This is a genomic window from Enterococcus sp. B2E4 (assembly GCF_030499455.1).
GTDB classification, from domain to species: domain Bacteria; phylum Bacillota; class Bacilli; order Lactobacillales; family Enterococcaceae; genus Enterococcus_D; species Enterococcus_D casseliflavus.
On record NZ_JAUKPK010000015.1, the window covers coordinates 34,949 to 52,887 of the forward strand.

At 43.8% G+C, this 17,939-nt stretch carries 21 protein-coding genes; 15 read left to right on the forward strand and 6 right to left on the reverse strand.

The window, feature by feature from the left end; translation table 11 throughout:
• The first annotated feature begins 11 nt into the window (after positions 1-11).
• On the forward strand, positions 12-383 hold the full coding sequence (rplL, locus tag Q1X33_RS11570) for a 50S ribosomal protein L7/L12 (RefSeq protein ID WP_003127081.1): 372 nt from the start codon (positions 12-14) through the stop codon (positions 381-383).
• Positions 384-499: 116 nt separating this feature from the next.
• Here rplL and Q1X33_RS11575 read toward each other — a convergent pair whose 3' ends face one another.
• Both Q1X33_RS11575 and Q1X33_RS11580 read right to left on the reverse strand, forming a co-directional pair.
• The gene (locus tag Q1X33_RS11575) at positions 500-673 is read right to left on the reverse strand and encodes a hypothetical protein (RefSeq protein ID WP_005231922.1); all 174 of its coding nucleotides are present in this window, start codon (positions 671-673) and stop codon (positions 500-502) included.
• A gap of 148 nt (positions 674-821) precedes the next feature.
• A complete protein-coding gene (locus Q1X33_RS11580; RefSeq protein ID WP_005229799.1) occupies positions 822-1,841 on the reverse strand; it encodes a branched-chain amino acid aminotransferase in 1,020 nt (339 codons plus the stop codon).
• Between the two features lie 210 nt (positions 1,842-2,051).
• Between Q1X33_RS11580 and Q1X33_RS11585 the strand changes: the two genes are divergently transcribed.
• Positions 2,052-3,020: a pyridoxal-phosphate dependent enzyme gene (locus Q1X33_RS11585; protein ID WP_301969679.1), complete on the forward strand. Its 969-nt coding sequence runs from the start codon at positions 2,052-2,054 to the stop codon at positions 3,018-3,020.
• Positions 3,021-3,219: 199 nt separating this feature from the next.
• Here the strand turns inward: Q1X33_RS11585 and Q1X33_RS11590 are convergent, their stop codons facing one another.
• From Q1X33_RS11590 to Q1X33_RS11600, 3 genes are read right to left on the reverse strand one after another with little or no spacing between them, the layout of a single operon-like run.
• Positions 3,220-4,044, reverse strand: coding sequence for a TPM domain-containing protein (locus Q1X33_RS11590; RefSeq protein WP_201689435.1), 825 nt, complete (start codon positions 4,042-4,044; stop codon positions 3,220-3,222).
• Positions 4,041-5,162, reverse strand: coding sequence for a hypothetical protein (locus Q1X33_RS11595; RefSeq protein WP_034869341.1), 1,122 nt, complete (start codon positions 5,160-5,162; stop codon positions 4,041-4,043). The genes Q1X33_RS11590 and Q1X33_RS11595 overlap by 4 nt, the downstream gene beginning before the upstream one ends.
• Before the next feature lie 16 nt (positions 5,163-5,178).
• A complete protein-coding gene (locus Q1X33_RS11600) occupies positions 5,179-6,408 on the reverse strand; it encodes an SPFH domain-containing protein (protein WP_010749514.1) in 1,230 nt (409 codons plus the stop codon).
• A 283-nt stretch (positions 6,409-6,691) separates the two neighbouring features.
• Here Q1X33_RS11600 and dnaX point away from each other — a divergent pair, with 283 nt between their 5' ends.
• The 13 genes from dnaX to Q1X33_RS11665 all read left to right on the forward strand — a co-directional run bounded on the left by dnaX (position 6,692) and on the right by Q1X33_RS11665 (position 17,162).
• Positions 6,692-8,413, forward strand: a complete 1,722-nt coding sequence (gene dnaX, locus Q1X33_RS11605) for a DNA polymerase III subunit gamma/tau (protein ID WP_015509951.1) — start codon at positions 6,692-6,694, stop codon at positions 8,411-8,413.
• A gap of 20 nt (positions 8,414-8,433) precedes the next feature.
• The gene (locus tag Q1X33_RS11610) at positions 8,434-8,748 is read left to right on the forward strand and encodes a YbaB/EbfC family nucleoid-associated protein (protein WP_005229811.1); all 315 of its coding nucleotides are present in this window, start codon (positions 8,434-8,436) and stop codon (positions 8,746-8,748) included.
• A gap of 14 nt (positions 8,749-8,762) precedes the next feature.
• Positions 8,763-9,359, forward strand: coding sequence for a recombination mediator RecR (gene recR / locus Q1X33_RS11615; protein WP_005229813.1), 597 nt, complete (start codon positions 8,763-8,765; stop codon positions 9,357-9,359).
• A gap of 20 nt (positions 9,360-9,379) precedes the next feature.
• Positions 9,380-10,027, forward strand: a complete 648-nt coding sequence (gene tmk / locus Q1X33_RS11620) for a dTMP kinase (RefSeq protein WP_005229815.1) — start codon at positions 9,380-9,382, stop codon at positions 10,025-10,027.
• Positions 10,028-10,059: 32 nt separating this feature from the next.
• A complete protein-coding gene (locus Q1X33_RS11625) occupies positions 10,060-10,389 on the forward strand; it encodes a cyclic-di-AMP receptor (RefSeq protein WP_005229817.1) in 330 nt (109 codons plus the stop codon).
• A 14-nt stretch (positions 10,390-10,403) separates the two neighbouring features.
• Positions 10,404-11,336 (forward strand): DNA polymerase III subunit delta', encoded by a 933-nt coding sequence (gene holB, locus Q1X33_RS11630; RefSeq protein WP_005231923.1) that lies wholly within the window; start codon positions 10,404-10,406, stop codon positions 11,334-11,336.
• A 29-nt stretch (positions 11,337-11,365) separates the two neighbouring features.
• Positions 11,366-12,166: a stage 0 sporulation family protein gene (locus Q1X33_RS11635; RefSeq protein ID WP_005229821.1), complete on the forward strand. Its 801-nt coding sequence runs from the start codon at positions 11,366-11,368 to the stop codon at positions 12,164-12,166.
• Between the two features lie 19 nt (positions 12,167-12,185).
• Positions 12,186-12,533 carry a DNA replication initiation control protein YabA gene (locus Q1X33_RS11640; RefSeq protein WP_026008088.1) on the forward strand — a complete coding sequence of 116 codons (348 nt, stop codon included), beginning with the start codon at positions 12,186-12,188 and terminating at the stop codon, positions 12,531-12,533.
• A gap of 70 nt (positions 12,534-12,603) precedes the next feature.
• On the forward strand, positions 12,604-13,464 hold the full coding sequence (gene rsmI, locus Q1X33_RS11645) for a 16S rRNA (cytidine(1402)-2'-O)-methyltransferase (protein ID WP_005229825.1): 861 nt from the start codon (positions 12,604-12,606) through the stop codon (positions 13,462-13,464).
• Positions 13,465-13,635: 171 nt separating this feature from the next.
• The gene (locus tag Q1X33_RS11650) at positions 13,636-14,853 is read left to right on the forward strand and encodes an ammonium transporter (protein WP_005229828.1); all 1,218 of its coding nucleotides are present in this window, start codon (positions 13,636-13,638) and stop codon (positions 14,851-14,853) included.
• A 16-nt stretch (positions 14,854-14,869) separates the two neighbouring features.
• Entirely contained in the window at positions 14,870-15,211 is a 342-nt protein-coding gene (locus Q1X33_RS11655) for a P-II family nitrogen regulator (RefSeq protein WP_005229830.1), read from the forward strand.
• Positions 15,212-15,361: 150 nt separating this feature from the next.
• Positions 15,362-16,486: a DNA polymerase IV gene (gene dinB, locus Q1X33_RS11660; protein WP_005229832.1), complete on the forward strand. Its 1,125-nt coding sequence runs from the start codon at positions 15,362-15,364 to the stop codon at positions 16,484-16,486.
• 19 nt (positions 16,487-16,505) lie between these two features.
• On the forward strand, positions 16,506-17,162 hold the full coding sequence (locus Q1X33_RS11665; protein ID WP_301969680.1) for a DNA alkylation repair protein: 657 nt from the start codon (positions 16,506-16,508) through the stop codon (positions 17,160-17,162).
• 136 nt (positions 17,163-17,298) lie between these two features.
• On the opposite strand, the gene nrdG is transcribed toward Q1X33_RS11665, so the two are convergent.
• Positions 17,299-17,895 (reverse strand): anaerobic ribonucleoside-triphosphate reductase activating protein, encoded by a 597-nt coding sequence (nrdG, locus tag Q1X33_RS11670; protein ID WP_005229836.1) that lies wholly within the window; start codon positions 17,893-17,895, stop codon positions 17,299-17,301.
• Positions 17,896-17,939: the final 44 nt, after the last annotated feature.

The following is a 17,939-nucleotide window of genomic DNA, read 5'->3' on the forward strand; positions in this document are numbered from 1 at the left end:
AGGAAAACAAAATGGCATTGAACATTGAAAACATTGTCGAAGAGCTAAAAGGCGCGACGATCTTAGAATTAAACGATTTAATTAAAGCTATCGAAGAAGAATTTGGCGTATCTGCTGCAGCTCCTGTAGCTGTAGCTGGTGGAGCTGGCGATGCTGGTGCTGCTGAAGAACAAACTGAATTCACTGTAGAATTGACTGCAGCTGGCGATCAAAAAGTTAAAGTTATCAAAGCAGTTCGTGAAGCAACTGGCTTAGGCTTGAAAGAAGCGAAAGCAGTCGTTGACGGAGCTCCTTCAGCAGTTAAAGAAGGCATCTCTAAAGACGAAGCTGAAGCATTGAAAGCAGCTTTAGAAGAAGTTGGCGCTTCAGTAACGGTTAAATAATTTTTCTTAGTGTCAAATCCTTTTGTATGAAGGGGTTTGGCGCTTTTTTTAGTAAATGAAATTCCTGCAAAAGGAATAAGCAGCGATCCCCGTTTCTTACTAGCGAGGATCACTGCTTATTTTTTTCGGAATTGTTGGAATAGGAACACAAAAATAAAAAAGAAAAATGCTTCCCACAATGTTGTGGTCCAGCTAAAGCTGCGGTTGATACCAAAAACGAGATTACCGATATTGGAAACCACCAAATACAATGCTGTTGCAAGCAAAGAATAGCCGAGTCGTTTACCCATCATTACGCCTCCCTTTGCTATGATTGTAACAAGTCGAAAGAGTTGTGGCAATCAATTCTCTCCTGATGGAAAGGAATTGGTTGGCGGAAAGAGAATAAAACGAACGATCACAGTGGACCGTTCGTTTTATAATGGTCTATGGGTGTGGCTATTTCAATGGGACATCAAAGATCCAACCTGTTGGGGCCGCAATATCCCCAAATTGAATGCCGGTCAATTGATCATACAATGCTTTTGTTTGTGGACCAACTTCCGTTTCACTATAGAACACATGAAAATCCTCACCGTTTTGGATCCCGCCGATTGGGGAGATAACAGCAGCTGTTCCGCAGGCACCCGCTTCGACAAACCGATCCAGCTCATTGAGATAAACATCGCCTTCAACAGGGGTCAATCCTAATGAGTGTTGCGCTAGATGCAGCAATGAATATTTTGTGATACTTGGCAAAATAGAAGGAGATTTTGGTGTCACAAATTCATTGTCAGCCGTGATTCCGAAAAAGTTAGCAGAACCGACTTCTTCGATTTTGGTATGCGTTTCTGGATCCAGATAGATGCAGTCGGAAAATTTCCGCTGATGGGCTTCGTATCCAGGCAACAAACTCGCAGCATAATTTCCACCAACTTTGGCTGCGCCAGTACCATTTGGTGCCGCGCGATCATAATCAGAAACAATGAAATTGGTCGGTGTCAATCCGCCCTTAAAGTAAGGACCGACAGGCATACAAAAAACAGTAAAAATATACTCTGGTGCTGGACTGACACCGATGTTTTCTCCGACCCCAATCAATAGAGGACGAATATACAAGGTGGCGCCGCTGCCATAAGGTGGAACATATTCCTGATTTGCTTTTACTACTTGTTTTACCGCATCTAAGAAAAAGTCCTCAGGAACCTCTGGCATGCGCAGGCGATAGGCACTGCGATTCATCCGTTTGCTATTTTCGTCTGGACGGAACAAATTGATGCCGCCATCTTTTCTTCGGTAGGCTTTTAGTCCTTCAAAACATTGTTGTCCATAATGAAGAGCGGTTGATCCCTCGTGGATATGCAGATAATTATCCTCGGTAAGTTCGCCTTCATTCCAAGAACCGTCTTTCCATGTTGCCAAAAAACGCCATGGCGTCTTGATATAAGAAAACCCTAAATTTGACCAATCGATTGTCATTCGTTCACACCCTTTTTTAATTTTTCTAAGTATAGCACTTCAGAAAAGAAATGTCATTATTTTCTGAAAATTCTTCTGTAAGAATAGTTGGTGACATTGACGTGTAAAGGATAGGGAAGTGCTCTTTGCTTGTACGAGTTCCCCAGTTTGTTTTTCTACAATTTCTGTGCTTCAATGAGAGTATAAAAAAACAAAAAAGGGGGAACGTTTGTGATTGAGGAAGTGTTGACGGACAGTCTGGGGATCGCTGCTGCGTATCGACGATTGAAACCAATCATGATCCATACACCACTTGCACCAAGTAATATTTTAGGCAAAGAAAAAGAGGGCGCGATATTTTTGAAATTAGAAAATCTACAGCGTACCGGCTCCTTTAAAGCGCGGGGGGCGTATAACAAGCTCGCTTCATTGACTGATTCAGAAAAACTTCGCGGTGTCATCGCATGTTCTGCAGGAAATCATGCGCAAGGTGTTGCTCTCGCAGGAACGTTACTGGGGATCAATGTCCGAATCTTTATGCCATTAACGGCTGCTAAAACAAAAATAGAGGCGACAAGAAGCTATGGCGCACAAGTCGTTTTAGCAGGAGAGACGTTTGATGAAACCAAACAACTGACAGTAGACGCCATGAAAGAAAGTGGCGAAGTTTTTGTCTCTCCCTTTGATGATCGTGCAGTAATGGAGGGGCAAGGAACGATTGCGATCGAACTGTTGGAGGATCTTCCAGATGTTGATAATGTCATTATTCCCATCGGCGGTGGTGGGTTGATCGCTGGGATGGCTTTAGCCTTAAAAGAACTTCGTCCAGAAGTCAAAATCATCGGCGTTCAATCCTATGGCGTTTATGGTATGATCGCATCGATCTGGCAGCAAAAGCTGGTAGCCAATCGCCGCAGTAGAACGATCGCCGATGGCTGTGATGTTGCTTTAGCAGGGGAGCTGACCTATGATGTTTTAAAGACCCGTATCGATGAAACGGTCTTAGTTGAAGAATCCGACATCGAACAAGCGATCCATTACTTGGCTTTGAAGGAAAAAGTCATTGCAGAAGGTGCTGGTGCATTAAGTACAGCGGCGATTTTAAGCGGACAGATCGATCATTTACTTCGAGGAAAGAAAACTGTGGCTTTGGTCTCCGGCGGCAATATAGATTTCTCTGTGTTTAAGGAAATGATTTGAATAAAAAGCATACTCAAGTAAAATCGATGAGGTTCATTTAAAATTATCAAAAGGATCTCTATATCTTTACCTGCGATAGGGTCAAAATCATTGTGACGATAGCTAAAGGATCTTGTCGATTCATGGTATGAATAGCAGCAAAAAAAAGAGTTCCCGTTTGAAGGAACTCTTTTTTACATTCAAAACAACTATTTAACGATTAGAAACTGCGTCCGCCGCCGCCGAAAGTACCGCCACCAGAAGAGTGGGTCGTACTGCCGCCGCCACCGCCAGAAAAACCGCCACCACCGCCGCCTCCGCCATTATTCGAAGGACGAGGGATGCGTCTGGTTGTGACAAAGGAGTTGACTAAGCGATCTTCTTTTTGGGTCAGATCAATACTTGATTTTTCTAGATAGTTAAATTTGTAGCCGCCCATTTTTAATTGGTAACGGGATTTAACAATGATGAAAAAGGCGATACTGATCACTGCTGCGATTGCTAAGCAAATAGCAATTTCTAGTGGCGTCATCACTTTGTAATAAGTAATTTTTCCAGTATCACGATCGATACGATAGTGATCGGCAGGAACACCTGCTTCCACAAAACCAGCTGCTTTTTGCAGATAGACCAATGCCGCTTGGTAATAATTTCCCTCTGCCATTTGGTCAAATACCGCATCAAGAAGATTATCTAGACGTGAATCGGTGAGGTAATCGATCATATTTCCAGAAGTCGAAACGTGAAATTTACGTTGCGACATATCGATCACCAAAGCGGATCCATTGTTGTCGTTGCCGATCCGTCTTGAAAGATACCGATTAGTATACAACTCGATATCTCCCGTGTTGCTGTTCGTTGTTTGAATAAACACTTCGCCTTTGATTTTCGCATTCAGCGCTTCTGCTTCTTCATTCAACTTCTGGATTTCTTGTTCGGTAAAAAGTCCAGCGTGGTCTGCGACTGTCTCTTCGGCTGCAAAGGCGGGCAGGGTGGTTAAGAAAAAGCCAACCAGCAGAAGCAACAAATAAGATAGTTTTTTCATAAGAAATACGCTCCAATCAATGCGAGGATGGTCGTTGCCGCGAAAATTGCGCCACTGACGATTCCCAAGCGTTTGTAACTGATCGGTAAAACACCGCTGACTTTTCCTGTTTGCCCATTCATCGCATAATAAAAGGCACTCTTGTTTTCATCATCGGCTCGATAGGTCACTAGCCATACAGGAAGCAAAACGTAGTTGTTTTCTTCTTTTGTTAGATTGATGGATCGATTGTTGCGTTTAAAACTAGTATAGCCATTGACCGTACCTGCTAGCAGATTTTCAGCATACCCCGATAACTCGTTTTTGACTTCGTCGGAAAGATCAATGTATTCAATGTCTCTTTTTTCTGCTTGGAAGCCGGCTAAATACTGACTGCGAAAATTAACAGCTTTTTCAAGGGGAAACGGCTGAACGCCAGTCACCATTTTTTGTTGGACGTTTTTTGACAACGCATGCTTGAGTAATTCGTTTATTTTGATTTTGCCTCGTCGCAAGACGTCGTATTGTTTATGCTCGGTATATTCAATGTCACCCACTCGCCAAATTCGCAAGGAGGTACCCATTCCTGAAAGGGAGCCGTTCATCTCGGCATCGACGACCCAATAAGGAAAGTATACGCCAGTCAATTTCTCTACTTGTGCTTGATCGAAGAAATCCCGTGGGACGAATTTTTTCTTTTGTGCCCATTCTAAGAACTTTTGGGTTGCTTCTTCTTTTTCAATCGCAAAGGGAAGGACTTTGTTTGGCAAAAATTCTCCCGAAAGCCGTCCAGATAAAACGACCGGGTTATGGCAAAAGTAGCAATAAGTTGCGGCCGTCGTCGCATCCGTCACGATTTCAGCACCGCAGCTGGGGCAGGTGAAAAGGTCCATCTGTCCCGCTTGTGCATTGGCTTGTTGCTGCACTTCTTCTTCAAGGCTCGGCTCCGTCACTGAGGCAGCCGTGGCATCTACAGAAGAATCAGCGGCCATTTGCGCTTCATTTTGCTTTTCTTCAAAGGCAGTGACTTCGTCTTCAGTAAAAATACTCAGACAAAATGGACAATGAAATTTTTGATCGCCAGGATCAAAGGTTAAAGCGCCCCCGCAATTGGGGCACTTATGTGTGATAACATCCATCAGCAATCCTCCTCAATTAGTCGACTGGGACACCTTTGAAAGGTTTGCCGCAATTCGGACAGAATTTTGGAATGCCGTTGGCTAAATCGATCACTTCACCACAATCGCTGCATTTCATTTTCAGACTTGGTCCATCGCTCGTTGGTTTAGGCGTGCCGCAATTGCTGCAGAATTTACCAGTATTAGATGTGCCGCATTGTGGGCAGTCCCAATGATCTGCGTTGCTTTGTGCAGGTGCTTGTTGCTGCTGCATCTGCTGTTGGTTGTTTTGTGACGCTTGGTTCAAATAACCGCCACCAGCGTTCATCCCCATGCCCATGCCAACAAACCCAGTCGTAGCGCCAGCGGCATTGCTACCGGCAGATTCCATACCACGAGCTACCGAACCTTGAACATAGCCTTCACGAATCGAAGGGTCACCTAACATTGCCCCTTGGTTCCGCATGTTGATCAATTTTACGGAATCATCCGTATAAGAGATGCTTGCGACTGCAACCGAAACGATTTCCATTCCTCGGAGTTCTCGCCAGCTGTCATCAAGAACTGTTCCCATATATTTGCTTAATTCCATGCTCTTAGATGGAACGTAAGAAATTCGTTCGCCATCAGCTGACATTTTGTTGATCGCTGTTTGTAGGGCGGTCAAAAATTCAGCTAAGTACTGCTCGTTGATGTCGTTGATATCGACTTGACTTTTGTTTTTTGGGATCGCATTCGTATAGAACAAAATTGGATCGGTAATTCGTAAGGAATAGTTTCCGTGCGCCCGCAAGAAAAGTTCTGCGTTGTAAAAGTTGTCAAAATAATTCAAAGGCGAGGAAGTACCGAAGCGAATCCCTTTGATTTCTTGTAGATTGATATAAAAAACTTGTTGTTTTTGCGGTGTAACGCCACCAAACTTAAAGCGGTCAAACGTTTCAGAAATCGCATCTTTCAATGAACCGTTTAACATTGAAGGCGCTAATTCGTTTTTCACTGTATAGTAGCCTTCTTCGGCGGTATAATCGATGATTCGCCCGCCATCAACCAATAACATCATCATATTCGGATAGACATGGATCACTGAGCCATCAGTGATGACATCTTCTGTGCCTTTTCTGTTGGAACCGCGTTTGTCATTACGCCGCACTTTGACACCTTTTGTCATTACTGTCGAATCGCTCATATTGTCAGGCTCGATCACCTCTAGCCATTGATCTGCTAATCCGCCGCCAATTGCGCTTGTTGCCGCTTTGATAATACCCATTTTCAGTCCTCCTTTAAATTGTTTTCATCACAATAGATGAACATAGATTCATTATACCATAGGAGGTGAGATTTACGTTATCAGTCTAAAGTTGGAGAGGAGTTTTTCGCAAAATCCATCAATAAACGGTTCGTTCGCAGGTGGATTTGAATAAAAGAGAAAAATTGGAGATTGCGGATTAAATTTCCATTTCTTTTGAGATTCCCCCACGCAAACGGTGGTTTTTTTGGCTGATATTACGTATAATAGAAGGTAGCGAATTTTGAAATGAGTGTGGAAAACTATGGCTTATCAAGCATTATATCGTGTTTGGCGTTCTCAGCGTTTTGATGATGTTGTCGGACAAAAAGCAATTACCCAAACCTTAAAAAATGCAATCGATCAAAACCAGATCTCGCATGCCTATTTATTTACGGGTCCTCGAGGAACCGGGAAAACAAGTGCAGCGAAAATTTTTGCCAAAGCCATCAATTGTCCGAACCAGGTCAACGGTGAGCCTTGCAATGAGTGCGATATGTGTCGCTCAATCACAGCAGGGACGCAAGAAGACGTGATCGAAATCGATGCGGCAAGCAACAACGGTGTAGAAGAAATTCGCTTTATTCGTGATCGTGCGAACTATGCACCGACCCAAGCTGAATACAAAGTTTATATCATTGATGAAGTGCACATGCTGTCAACAGGCGCATTCAACGCTTTACTAAAAACATTGGAAGAACCACGGAAAAATGTTGTCTTTATTTTGGCAACAACAGAGCCCCATAAGATTCCAGCAACGATCATTTCTCGAACCCAACGTTTTGATTTCAAACGGATCAATACGCAAGATATCGTGGGTCATTTAGAAACGGTCCTTACTACTAGTGAGATCAATTACGAAGCAGAAGCTTTACAGATCATTGCGCGAGCCGCAGAAGGCGGTATGCGGGATGCCTTGAGTATCACCGACCAGGCGATCGCTTTTAGTGATGGAACCGTAACGACCCAAGATGCTCTTGAAGTGACGGGCAGCTTGTCCTATGAAATGATGGACCGTCTGATGCAAGCTTGCGGGGAAAAAGAAGTTGCCGATGCGTTAGCGACCTTGCGGGAGTTATTAGCCTCTGGTAAAGAAGCCCGACGTTTATTGGAAAACTTGTTGGTTTATTGTCGAGACTTGCTGATGTATCAACAAGCGCCGCAGCTGCTATCTGAAAAGTCGCTGCAATTGACTGAAGCGTTTCAAACACTGGCAAAAAATACCCCGCCAGCAAAAATCTATCACTGGATCACGGTCTTAAACGATACGCAAAATGAAGTACGATTTACGAACAATCCTACGATCTATCTGGAAGTGGCTGTGGTCAAATTAGCCAATGATCCAGAAAGTGCTGCTGTTGCTAGCAATTCAGCTGATAATAGTCAAGAAGTGGCGCAGTTACGGCAAGCATTGCAAAAACTTCAGGCAGAGGTGCAACGACTGCAGGAGAATCGACCGGCAGGTGCCGTTGCGGAAACCACTGCGCCAGTGAAGAAAGCCAAGGCGACCACTACGTTCCGTTTACCAAAGGAACGCGTGTTCCAAGTACTGAAAAGTGCAACGAAGAAAGACTTGGCAAACGTTCGCAATGTTTGGGACGATCTTTTGATGTCTCTTTCCGTGACGCAAAGAGCGATGCTGCATTCCAGTGAAGCAAAAGCTGCCAGCGAATCGGGCGTCGTGATCGCTTTTGACTATGAGATCTTATGCCAGCGAGCAAGTAACGACCAAGAGTTTCAATTGATGATCCATAATCAATTGTCTCGCATGATCAAAGACTACGCCCCCCAGGCTGTCTTTATCACAAAAGAAAGTTGGCCAGCACTACGGCAAGAGTTTTTGGCCGGCGGTCAAGCAACGGCAGATTCGGAAATTGAAGTAGACCAAGAAGAGACCGAAGCCGCTCCTGTCGAACCTGAAAATGACGACTTAGTAACAAAAGCGCAAGAGTTATTTGGTGAATTAACCAGCATTGAAGAAAATTAATGAAAATGGAGTGATTGATAATGATGCGAGGCATGGGAAATATGCAAGGCATGATGAAACAAATGCAAAAAATGCAAAAAGAAATGATGAAAGAACAAGAAGCGCTGAACAGCAAACAATTTATCGGCGAATCGACAAATGGCTATGTCAAAGCGACCTTTACTGGCGATAAGACATTACAAGACATTACTATCAATGAAGCGATCGTTGATGCTGACGATGTGGAAATGCTGCAAGATATGATCATTTTAGCTGTCAATGACGGATTGAAGAAAATTGAAAAAGAATCGGAACAAACGATGGGCAAATATACAAGAAACATTCCGGGTCTATAAAAGGAGAAATGACGGTGCAATATCCTGAACCGATCGCCCGATTGATCGACAGTTACATGAAACTGCCGGGAATCGGACAAAAAACCGCGACACGTTTGGCATTTTATACGATCGATATGAAAGAAGAAGTCGTCAATGAGTTTGCCAAATCGTTGCTTAGTGTCAAACGAGATTTGCACTTTTGCAGTATTTGCGGAAATATAACTGAAGAAGATCCTTGTGAGATCTGTAGTGATCCAACAAGAGACAAAGAAACGATTTTAGTGGTTGAAGAGCCTAAAGATGTCATGGCACTAGAAAAAGTCCGGGAGTATCATGGACTTTATCATGTGCTGCATGGCGTGTTATCCCCGATGGAAGGGACAGGTCCAGAAGATATCAACATTGCATCGCTGATACAGCGGCTGCATGATGATCAGGTCAAAGAAGTGATTATTGCGACCAATGCGACCACGGAAGGTGAAGCAACGGCGATGTATATGTCACGTTTGATCAAGCCTGCTGGTATTAAAGTCACGCGTTTGGCTCATGGCTTATCTGTGGGCAGCGATATTGAATACGCGGATGAAGTGACCTTGCTAAAAGCAGTAGAAGGTCGCCGAGAATTATAAAGATATTGGAGGCAATTAGGGTGAATGGATTGTTTATAACCATCGAAGGACCGGATGGTGCTGGAAAAACCAGTGTGATCGAAGAGTTGTATCCTCGGTTACAGCTTGAAGCAACAAGAAAAATCGTGAAAACAAGAGAACCAGGCGGTGTTAAAATCGCTGAAAAGATTCGTAAAATTATTTTAGATCCGCGAAATGAAGAAATGGATGAGCGGACGGAAGCCTTACTTTATGCAGCGGCCCGCCGCCAACACTTGATTGAGGTTGTCCTGCCGGCATTAAATGCTGGACACATCGTGATTTGTGACCGCTTTGTTGACAGTTCGCTTGCCTATCAAGGAGCTGGACGCCGCATCGGGATTCCTGAGATCGCACGGATCAACGAGTTTGCGACGGAAGGAACGACGCCTGATTTTACCTTGTATCTAGATGTTGACTCTGATACTGGCTTGCGTCGCATCCAAGAAAACCGCGCACATCAATATGACCGCTTAGATTCGGAAGGATTGGAGTTTCACCAACGGGTTCGTCATGCGTATCTTAAGCTGGCGGAAGAAAATCCTGTACGCATTCATAAGATTGATGCTAGAATGGGGTTACAAGAAGTTGTTGAATCCAGCTATTCAGCAATCGTTGAATCGTATCCTGCTTACTTCAAGTCAATCTAGAGTAGGTTGGATAACACAAAGGAGATGGTCCCATGAAATTAATTATGGCAATCGTACAAGACAAAGACAGTAATCGTTTGGCAAATGAGTTTATTGATGCCAATATCCGTGCTACAAAATTGTCCTCAACGGGTGGGTTTTTAAAGGCTGGCAACAGTACGTTTATCATTGGTATTGAAGACGATCGGGTACAAGATGCATTAGAATTGATCAAAAAAACCTGTCAATCAAGAAAACAATATGTCTCGACACCGATGTCTTTAGACATTTCCTTAGACGGTCAAGTTCCTTATCCAGTCGAAGTCGAAGTCGGCGGAGCAACTGTGTTCGTGCTACCGGTTGACGGATTCCATCAATATTAAAAAAGGAGCTTTTCATGGAGGAGTTATTTCTACAAGAATATCAGCCTCTTGTTTTTGCCCAACTAAAAAAAAGTATCAAGCATGGGCGCATTGCTCATGCTTATCTTTTTGAAGGGGACAAGGGGACTGGCAAGCACGAATTAAGTCTGTGGCTCGCAAAACGCCTTTTTTGTACCAATGTGCAAGAAGAAGCCCCGTGCGGCACATGCAGCAATTGTCTGCGGATCGCCCAAGGAGAGCATCCTGACGTCATCCAAATCGAGCCGGATGGGCAGATGATCAAAGTCGACCAGATTCGGCAGCTGCAAGAGGAGTTCTCAAAAAGCGGCTTTGAAAGTCGTCTGAAAATCTTTATTTTGTCTCAAGCAGACAAAATGAACAACAGCGCTGCCAACAGCCTATTAAAGTTTTTAGAAGAACCGGTGGGAAACTTTTTGGCGATTTTAGAAACCGAGAGTTTAGGACGTATTTTGCCGACGATTCAGTCTCGCTGTCAGATCATTCATTTTTCGCCGCTGTCAAAAGAAAAACTACAGGAGAAGCTGCAAGAAGAAGGACTTTCCAAAGAGACGAGTCGACTTCTGAGCCACTTGACTAATAGTTATCATAAAGCAGTTGAAATCTCGCAGGATGAATGGTTTAATGAAACTAAGGATGCTGTTAAGCGTTGGGTGAATTACCTTTTGAAGAAAGACCCGCAAGCATTTATTTTTGTTCAGAAAAAATTATTGGGTCTAGCAAAAGAAAAAAATCAGCAATCAGAAATCTTTTTGCTCTTGTTATTTTACTTTCAAGAGGAACGAGATCGATTGTTGGCACAAGGTTTATGGGGAAAAGAGATCAATCGTGCCATTGAAGCCGCATTGCAAGCACAAAAAAAATTGCAAGCCAATGTGTCTTTCCAAGGAGTGGCAGAACAATTTTCCGTGAAAATCATCTATGGATAAAACGCAGCAGCCGGAAGAGGAGACCAGAGATGATCGAAGTTGTCGGAGTGCGTTATCATGACGTAGGCCAGATTTATTTTTACACACCAAAAAAACAGACCTATACCATAAATGAACAAGTCATCGTGGAATCACAAGATGCCAAATGTCTTGCCACGGTGGTTACCAAAAGCAGAAAAATGAATGAGAGCGATTTGCCTCAAGCAGTCAAACCGATCCTGCGTCGAGCGACGAAAAAAGATTTGGAGCAAGCTGCCGCCAATCAAAAAGCAGCAGACGAAGCGTTGAAAATTGGGAAAGAAAAAATCCGAGCACACCAGCTGCCAATGAAGCTGATTCGGGTGGCATATACCTTTGAGCGCACAAAACTGATTTTTTCGTTCACGGCAGAAAGCCGCGTTGATTTTCGTGAGTTGGTCAAAGACTTGGCAAGTGAATTTCATACACGGATCGAACTGCGCCAAATTGGTGTCAGGGATGAAGCAAAGGCGCTAGGCGGAGTTGGACCCTGCGGTCGCAAACTATGCTGTGCGACGTTTTTAGGCGATTTTATCCCAGTGTCCATCAAGATGGCTAAGGATCAAGGACTCTCCTTAAATCCTGCAAAAATTTCAGGGTTATGTGGTCGTTTGATGTGTTGTCTTAAGTACGAAAGTGAAGAGTATGAGCGTGCAAAAAAAGAATTGCCGGATCGCGGCAAGGAAGTTGAAACGCCAGATGGCAAAGGACGTGTGGTTGGGCTGGATCTGTTGAGCCGAGTGATCAAAGTCCGTTTGCATGATCGGCAAACACCAATCGAGTATGATTATGAAGAACTAGTGACAAAATAAGTAGGTGACCATAATGAGCATGGACAAACGATCAATATATGACGGATTGAATCAGTTAGAAGTGGAGTTGCAAAATTCCTTGAATAATCTAGCGGAAATGAAGCAGTCTTTGCAAGAAATCGTCGAAAAAAATACGACATTAGAATTGGAAAATCAACGCTTACGTGAACACATTCGTGAGTTGAACCAAGTGGCAGATGCACCCGCTGAATCGGTCAAACAAGAGCTTTCTAAATCACGGATGAATTTAGAAAAGATTTACGAAGAAGGATTTCATGTTTGTTATGACTTATACGGTTCTCGCAGAGAACATGACGAACCTTGTGCGTTTTGTCTAGAAGTGATCTATCGTGAAAGCGGCAAATAGCTGACAGACGAAGCGGTTCGTTAGAAAAAAGATCAGTTTCTGCTGGTCTTTTTTTCGAAAGGAGCAGTACATGCAAAAGCAGCAAAGTTATAAACATGACACTGGAAAACTGTATCTTGTTCCAACACCGATCGGTAACTTGGAAGATATGACGTTCCGATGTGTCAAAATTTTAAAAGAAGCGGACCTGATCGCAAGTGAAGATACTCGAAATACCCAGAAATTGTTAAATCATTTTGAGATTGCGACACCGCAAAAAAGCTTACATGAACACAATTATAAAGAACGGGTGCCACAGCTGATAGAACAGCTGCAAATGGGCAAGACTATTGCCCAATGCAGTGATGCTGGTATGCCCTCCATTAGTGATCCAGGTCATGAATTAGTCAAGGCGTGCTTGGTCGAAGGAATCGCAGTGATTGCGCTCCCAGGACCTACGGCTGGTTTGACCGCGCTGATCGCTTCTGGCTTATCACCGCAGCCGAATCTTTTTTATGGCTTTTTACCTCGTAAGAAAAAAGAACAAAAGCAAGCTTTAAGTGAATTGGCAAGCCAAGAAGCTACGATGATTTTTTATGAGTCACCGTATCGAATCGCAGCGACGATCGAAACGATGAAAGAGGTATTGGGAGAACGTCAAGCAGTTATCTGCCGTGAATTGACGAAAATCCACGAAGAATACTTGCGAGGGACCTTTTCAGAATTGATTGAATACCTCGACCAACAACCAATCAAAGGGGAATGCTGTCTATTAGTGGAAGGCGCTTCTGAAATCCCTGAAGTCGTTTATGAAGGAAGCTATGCTGAACAGGTGGCAGCCTTGATGAAAGAGGCAGACTTGTCCTCAAAAGAAGCCATCAAAGAAGTGGCTAAACGCAATCAAGTGAAGAAACAGCTTGTTTATCAAGCCTACCATCAATTAGAAACGTAATCATACCGAGAATTCTCTCGGTATTTTTTTGTCTTTTTTCGGACTTGTGTTAAATTATCTGACATCGACAGTTAGCTATTTTCAGAAAATTCACGATTTTCTCAGAAAAATCTAGATTATTTGAAAATATGATGTTAGGATAGCTAACATAAAGAAAAGGAGGCGTCAAAAATGAACACAGGGAATATTGCATTTATTTTAATTTGTAGCGGCATGGTTTTTCTTATGACTCCAGCATTGGCATTTTTTTACGGAGGATTGGAACGTCGCAAAAACATCCTCAATACCATGATGATGGTGATTTGTACGATGGGCTTGGCGTCTGTGCTATGGGTCGCTTTAGGGTATACCTTATCTTTTAGCGGCACAGGCTCATTTATTGGGAATTTAGATAAAGTCTTTTTCAATCATGTCTCGATGACAGAAGGAGAAGGGATTCCTGAAGGGTTATTTGCGGCCTTTCAAATGATGTTTGCCTTGATCACAACGGCGATCATTACTGGATCTGTCGTGGGCAGAATGCGTTTCTCAGCTATTTTCCTATTTATCGGCTTCTGGCTAGTTCTCGTGTATTTTCCAATGGCACATATGGTATGGGGCGGCGGTTTTTTAGATGCGATCGGCTCGATCGATTTTGCAGGAGGCAATGTCGTTCATATCAGTTCGGGTATCAGTGGGTTAGTCTTAGCGATCGTTGTCGGTAAGCGGCGAGAATTTCATCAAACCGAATATCGTCCTCATAATATTCCCTTTGTTGTACTAGGTGCTGGCCTTTTATGGTTTGGCTGGTTTGGCTTTAATGCTGGCTCTGCGTTAGCAGCTGATGGTCTAGCGATCCACGCCCTAATGACCACGAATACGGCAGCAGCCAGTGCGATGCTTTCTTGGATGCTGATCGAAAAAATCGTGTTGGGCAAACCGACGATCGTTGGTGCGTGTACTGGAGCCGTCGTGGGCTTAGTTGCCATCACACCAGGTGCGGGATTTGTCTCGCTTTGGTCTTCCTTTATCATTGGCGCTTTAGTCAGTCCGTTTTGCTACTTCTTTATTTCTGTCATCAAACATCGTCTAGGATTAGATGATGCGCTGGATGCCTTTGGCTGCCATGGCGTAGGCGGGATCTTTGGCGGTTTGATGACGGGGATCTTTGCGGATCCAGCAGTGGGTGGACGGTCAGGATTGCTCTATGGCGGCGTTGATCTTTTTCTCGCACAAGCCGAAAGTATCGTATTTACGATTCTATTCGCAGGTATCTTATCCTTTGTCATTATCACTTTGATCAAATGGGTAATGCCGATTCGCGTATCGCAACAAGAAGAAGCAGTGGGGATGGATCGGATCGAACATGACGAAACGGCCTATCCTACCTTTATGGGGTTAGACTCTTAAGAGTGGAGGAGCAGTCATGAAAAAAGTTGAAGCGATTATTCGCCAAGAAAAATTAGAAGAACTAAAGGCCGCTTTGGATCAGTCTGATTTGATCAGCGGCATGACAGTCAGTCAAGTGCTGGGCTGTGGCAATCAAAAAGGCCTCAAAGAGTTTATTCGTGGCCAAGAAGTGATCACAACTCTTTTACCAAAAGTAAATGTCCGTTTTGTTTTAGCAGATGAAAAAGTCGACGCGGTGATTGAGCTGATTGTATCGATCTGTCGGACAGATGAAGTCGGTGACGGCAAAATATTCGTCTACCCGTTGGAAGAAGCGATTCGGATTCGCACTAATGAACGAGGGGAAGCTGCCTTATAGTAGAACTTCTTGGACCATGAAGAGGGCCGCAAAAGCAGTGAATATAGAAGGAAGGACCAATGAAGATTGGTCCTTTTTGCGTACTTCCCTCGATTCCTTGCTTGATAGGGAACCTCTGTTCGTTTATAATAAGAAATGAGGTGAACAACGATGTCGGAACTGCAATTTCCCTTAAAAAATGATACGAGCCGCAAAATTATTCATATTGATATGGATGCTTTTTTTGCTTCGGTGGAAGAACGGGATGATCCAGAGCTTGCCAAGCATCCCCTCGTCATTGCCCGTCACCCAAGTGATACTGGCGGACGAGGAGTGGTCACGACCGCCAATTATCTGGCACGACAATATGGCATCCACTCGGCAATGAGTGCGCAAAAAGCCTATGAGCTTTGTCCGCAAGCGATTTTTAAACCGGGAAATCATCAAAAGTATCGTGAAGTGTCCCAGCAAGTCAGAGAAATTTTTCATCGGTACACCGACATCATCGAACCAGTTTCTATTGATGAAGCGTATCTAGATGTCACAGTCAACAAGATCAATTGTCCTTCAGCAATTAAGATCGCTCGTTTGATTCAACGAGACATCTGGCAAGAGACTCATCTGACCTGTTCGGCAGGAGTCAGTTACAACAAATTCTTGGCAAAACTGTCTTCGGATTATCATAAACCACGAGGATTGACGGTGGTGATGCCAGATGAGGCAGTGGCATTTTTGCAACAATTACCCATTGATAAATTTCACGGGATCGGGAAGAAAACTGTTCCGCGGATGCATGAGTTAGGTATTTTTACAGGAGCTGATCTGTATGGCTGGAGTGAGATGGCGCTGATTCGTGAATTTGGCAAAATGGGGTATTCCTTGTATCGGAAAGTTAGAGGGATCCATGATTCCCCAGTTAGTGTGACGAGAGAACGGAAATCAGTTGGAAAAGAGCATACATACGGCAATCCATTAACCAGTGAAGAACAAGTATTGAGCCAGTTACGGGCTATCGCAGAAGAAGTCGAAAGATCACTGAAGCGCACACAAAAACATGGCAAGACGGTCGTGTTGAAAGTTCGTTACAGTGATTACTCTACGATCACCAAGCGAGTGACCTTGCCAACCTATGTTCATAAAAAAGAACAGCTATTTTCCGAAGCAAGTCTGATTTGGGAAGAAATTTTAGGTCTGGAAAAAGGCATCCGTCTTTTGGGGATCACCGTCACAAATCTTGATCCACTGACCTATGAAAATATCGTACTGCCCTTATGGCAACTATCTGACGAGCAGTAGTCAGAAGAGGAGGAGCAAAATGACACTCTATCAAGTATATGACACGATGGTGGGGTTGGCTGATCAGGAGCGAAGTGAAAAAATGGCCGCCTACATGCGGCATCAGTTTGATTTTTTAGGCATTCCTACGCCGTTGCGCCGCCAGCAGGAGAAAGCGACCTTGAAAGCAGCAAAACAAACGAAAACGGTTGATTGGGACTTTATCGATCATTGTTGGCAAAGCAGCTATCGGGAACACCAATACCTTGCGATTGATTGTTTAGTGGTGATGGAGCCGTTTCTAGCGGCCATCGATCTGGCAAAAATTGAACAGCTAGTCATAACAAAAGCTTGGTGGGATAGCGTGGATGCCCTAAGTGAGGTTGTCAGAAAACTAGTTTGCCGACTGCCAGCGTTAAAAGCTGAAATGCTTCGCTGGAGTCTTGAGGAAAATCTTTGGCTGCGGCGAGTGGCAATACTCCATCAACTGCTGCAAAAAGAACAGATGGATCGACCACTGCTTGAAGAGGTCCTCGTCAATAATTTGGGGAGTTCTGAATTCTTTATCAACAAAGCCATTGGTTGGAGCTTACGAGATTATGCCAAGACGAATCCTCAGTGGGTCCAAGACTTTCTGCTTCGCTATCAAACAAGTCTGGCGCCTTTGACGATTCGTGAAGCAAGTAAGTACCTGTAAAAAGCTTGGTCACTGAGTTGAGATAACATAAAAAACACCGTGCATCATCTTTGAAGAAAGAGGAGGTGACCGCCAAAAGTTCGATTTTTTGGTCTAACTTTTGGGGTCACCTCAAGATGCACGGTGTTTTTAGTTTTTAAATTTGTTTTTTGATTTGTTCGTAGCTTGCTTCAGCATCTTTGCACTTTGCCCAGATAACCGCTTTTCCTTGTTCCCGAGATGCAGCAAGATCAATGATTCGTTGATTGCTGCTGCCGCGAAACTGCAAGTTTAAATTTCGTTTGCTCAGTTCAAAACGACCGTCGACTAAAATATCGATTTTGGATAAAAGTTCCAATTTATCGGGTGTTTCCAAAAGCAATTCTTCATAGGTGTAGCCTGACCAGCTCCAAATATCTTTGCTGTGCCCAAATTCAGCACGAACCCGATCAACGACTTTCAGACAGACTGTTGTGTTCAAGAAAGGTTCGCCGCCTAGGAGGGTCAGCCCTTGGACATAATCATGCCGCAGATCTTCGATGATTCGATCCTCTAGTTCTTGCGTAAAAGGTGTACCATAGCGAAAGTTTTGGACCGCTTTGTTGAAACATCCTTCACAAGCAAAGAGACAGCCGCTCACGTATAAACTATTTCGAATGCCTTCACCATCAACAAAGTTGAAGGCTTTGTAATCAGCAATATAATTTTGGCTATATTCTTTGGCTTGCCATTCTTTAGGTTTCGGATTTCTCATAAGAAAACTTCTTTCTATCATGAATTACAGGGATTGGTCTTCAA

What these genes read in the sequence shown, in the direction of transcription:
- Q1X33_RS11625 (WP_005229817.1), top strand. Translation starts at nt 10,060, where the DNA reads ATGAAATTAATTATGGCAATCGTACAAGACAAAGACAGTAATCGTTTG.
- Q1X33_RS11575 (WP_005231922.1), bottom strand. Translation starts at nt 673, where the DNA reads ATGGGTAAACGACTCGGCTATTCTTTGCTTGCAACAGCATTGTATTTG.
- Q1X33_RS11590 (WP_201689435.1), bottom strand. Translation starts at nt 4,044, where the DNA reads ATGAAAAAACTATCTTATTTGTTGCTTCTGCTGGTTGGCTTTTTCTTA.
- rplL (WP_003127081.1), top strand. Translation starts at nt 12, where the DNA reads ATGGCATTGAACATTGAAAACATTGTCGAAGAGCTAAAAGGCGCGACG.
- dinB (WP_005229832.1), top strand. Translation starts at nt 15,362, where the DNA reads ATGTCGGAACTGCAATTTCCCTTAAAAAATGATACGAGCCGCAAAATT.
- Q1X33_RS11655 (WP_005229830.1), top strand. Translation starts at nt 14,870, where the DNA reads ATGAAAAAAGTTGAAGCGATTATTCGCCAAGAAAAATTAGAAGAACTA.
- Q1X33_RS11600 (WP_010749514.1), bottom strand. Translation starts at nt 6,408, where the DNA reads ATGGGTATTATCAAAGCGGCAACAAGCGCAATTGGCGGCGGATTAGCA.
- nrdG (WP_005229836.1), bottom strand. Translation starts at nt 17,895, where the DNA reads ATGAGAAATCCGAAACCTAAAGAATGGCAAGCCAAAGAATATAGCCAA.
- rsmI (WP_005229825.1), top strand. Translation starts at nt 12,604, where the DNA reads ATGCAAAAGCAGCAAAGTTATAAACATGACACTGGAAAACTGTATCTT.
- Q1X33_RS11665 (WP_301969680.1), top strand. Translation starts at nt 16,506, where the DNA reads ATGACACTCTATCAAGTATATGACACGATGGTGGGGTTGGCTGATCAG.
- Q1X33_RS11595 (WP_034869341.1), bottom strand. Translation starts at nt 5,162, where the DNA reads ATGGATGTTATCACACATAAGTGCCCCAATTGCGGGGGCGCTTTAACC.
- Q1X33_RS11650 (WP_005229828.1), top strand. Translation starts at nt 13,636, where the DNA reads ATGAACACAGGGAATATTGCATTTATTTTAATTTGTAGCGGCATGGTT.
- Q1X33_RS11640 (WP_026008088.1), top strand. Translation starts at nt 12,186, where the DNA reads ATGGACAAACGATCAATATATGACGGATTGAATCAGTTAGAAGTGGAG.
- Q1X33_RS11610 (WP_005229811.1), top strand. Translation starts at nt 8,434, where the DNA reads ATGATGCGAGGCATGGGAAATATGCAAGGCATGATGAAACAAATGCAA.
- Q1X33_RS11635 (WP_005229821.1), top strand. Translation starts at nt 11,366, where the DNA reads ATGATCGAAGTTGTCGGAGTGCGTTATCATGACGTAGGCCAGATTTAT.
- Q1X33_RS11580 (WP_005229799.1), bottom strand. Translation starts at nt 1,841, where the DNA reads ATGACAATCGATTGGTCAAATTTAGGGTTTTCTTATATCAAGACGCCA.
- holB (WP_005231923.1), top strand. Translation starts at nt 10,404, where the DNA reads ATGGAGGAGTTATTTCTACAAGAATATCAGCCTCTTGTTTTTGCCCAA.
- dnaX (WP_015509951.1), top strand. Translation starts at nt 6,692, where the DNA reads ATGGCTTATCAAGCATTATATCGTGTTTGGCGTTCTCAGCGTTTTGAT.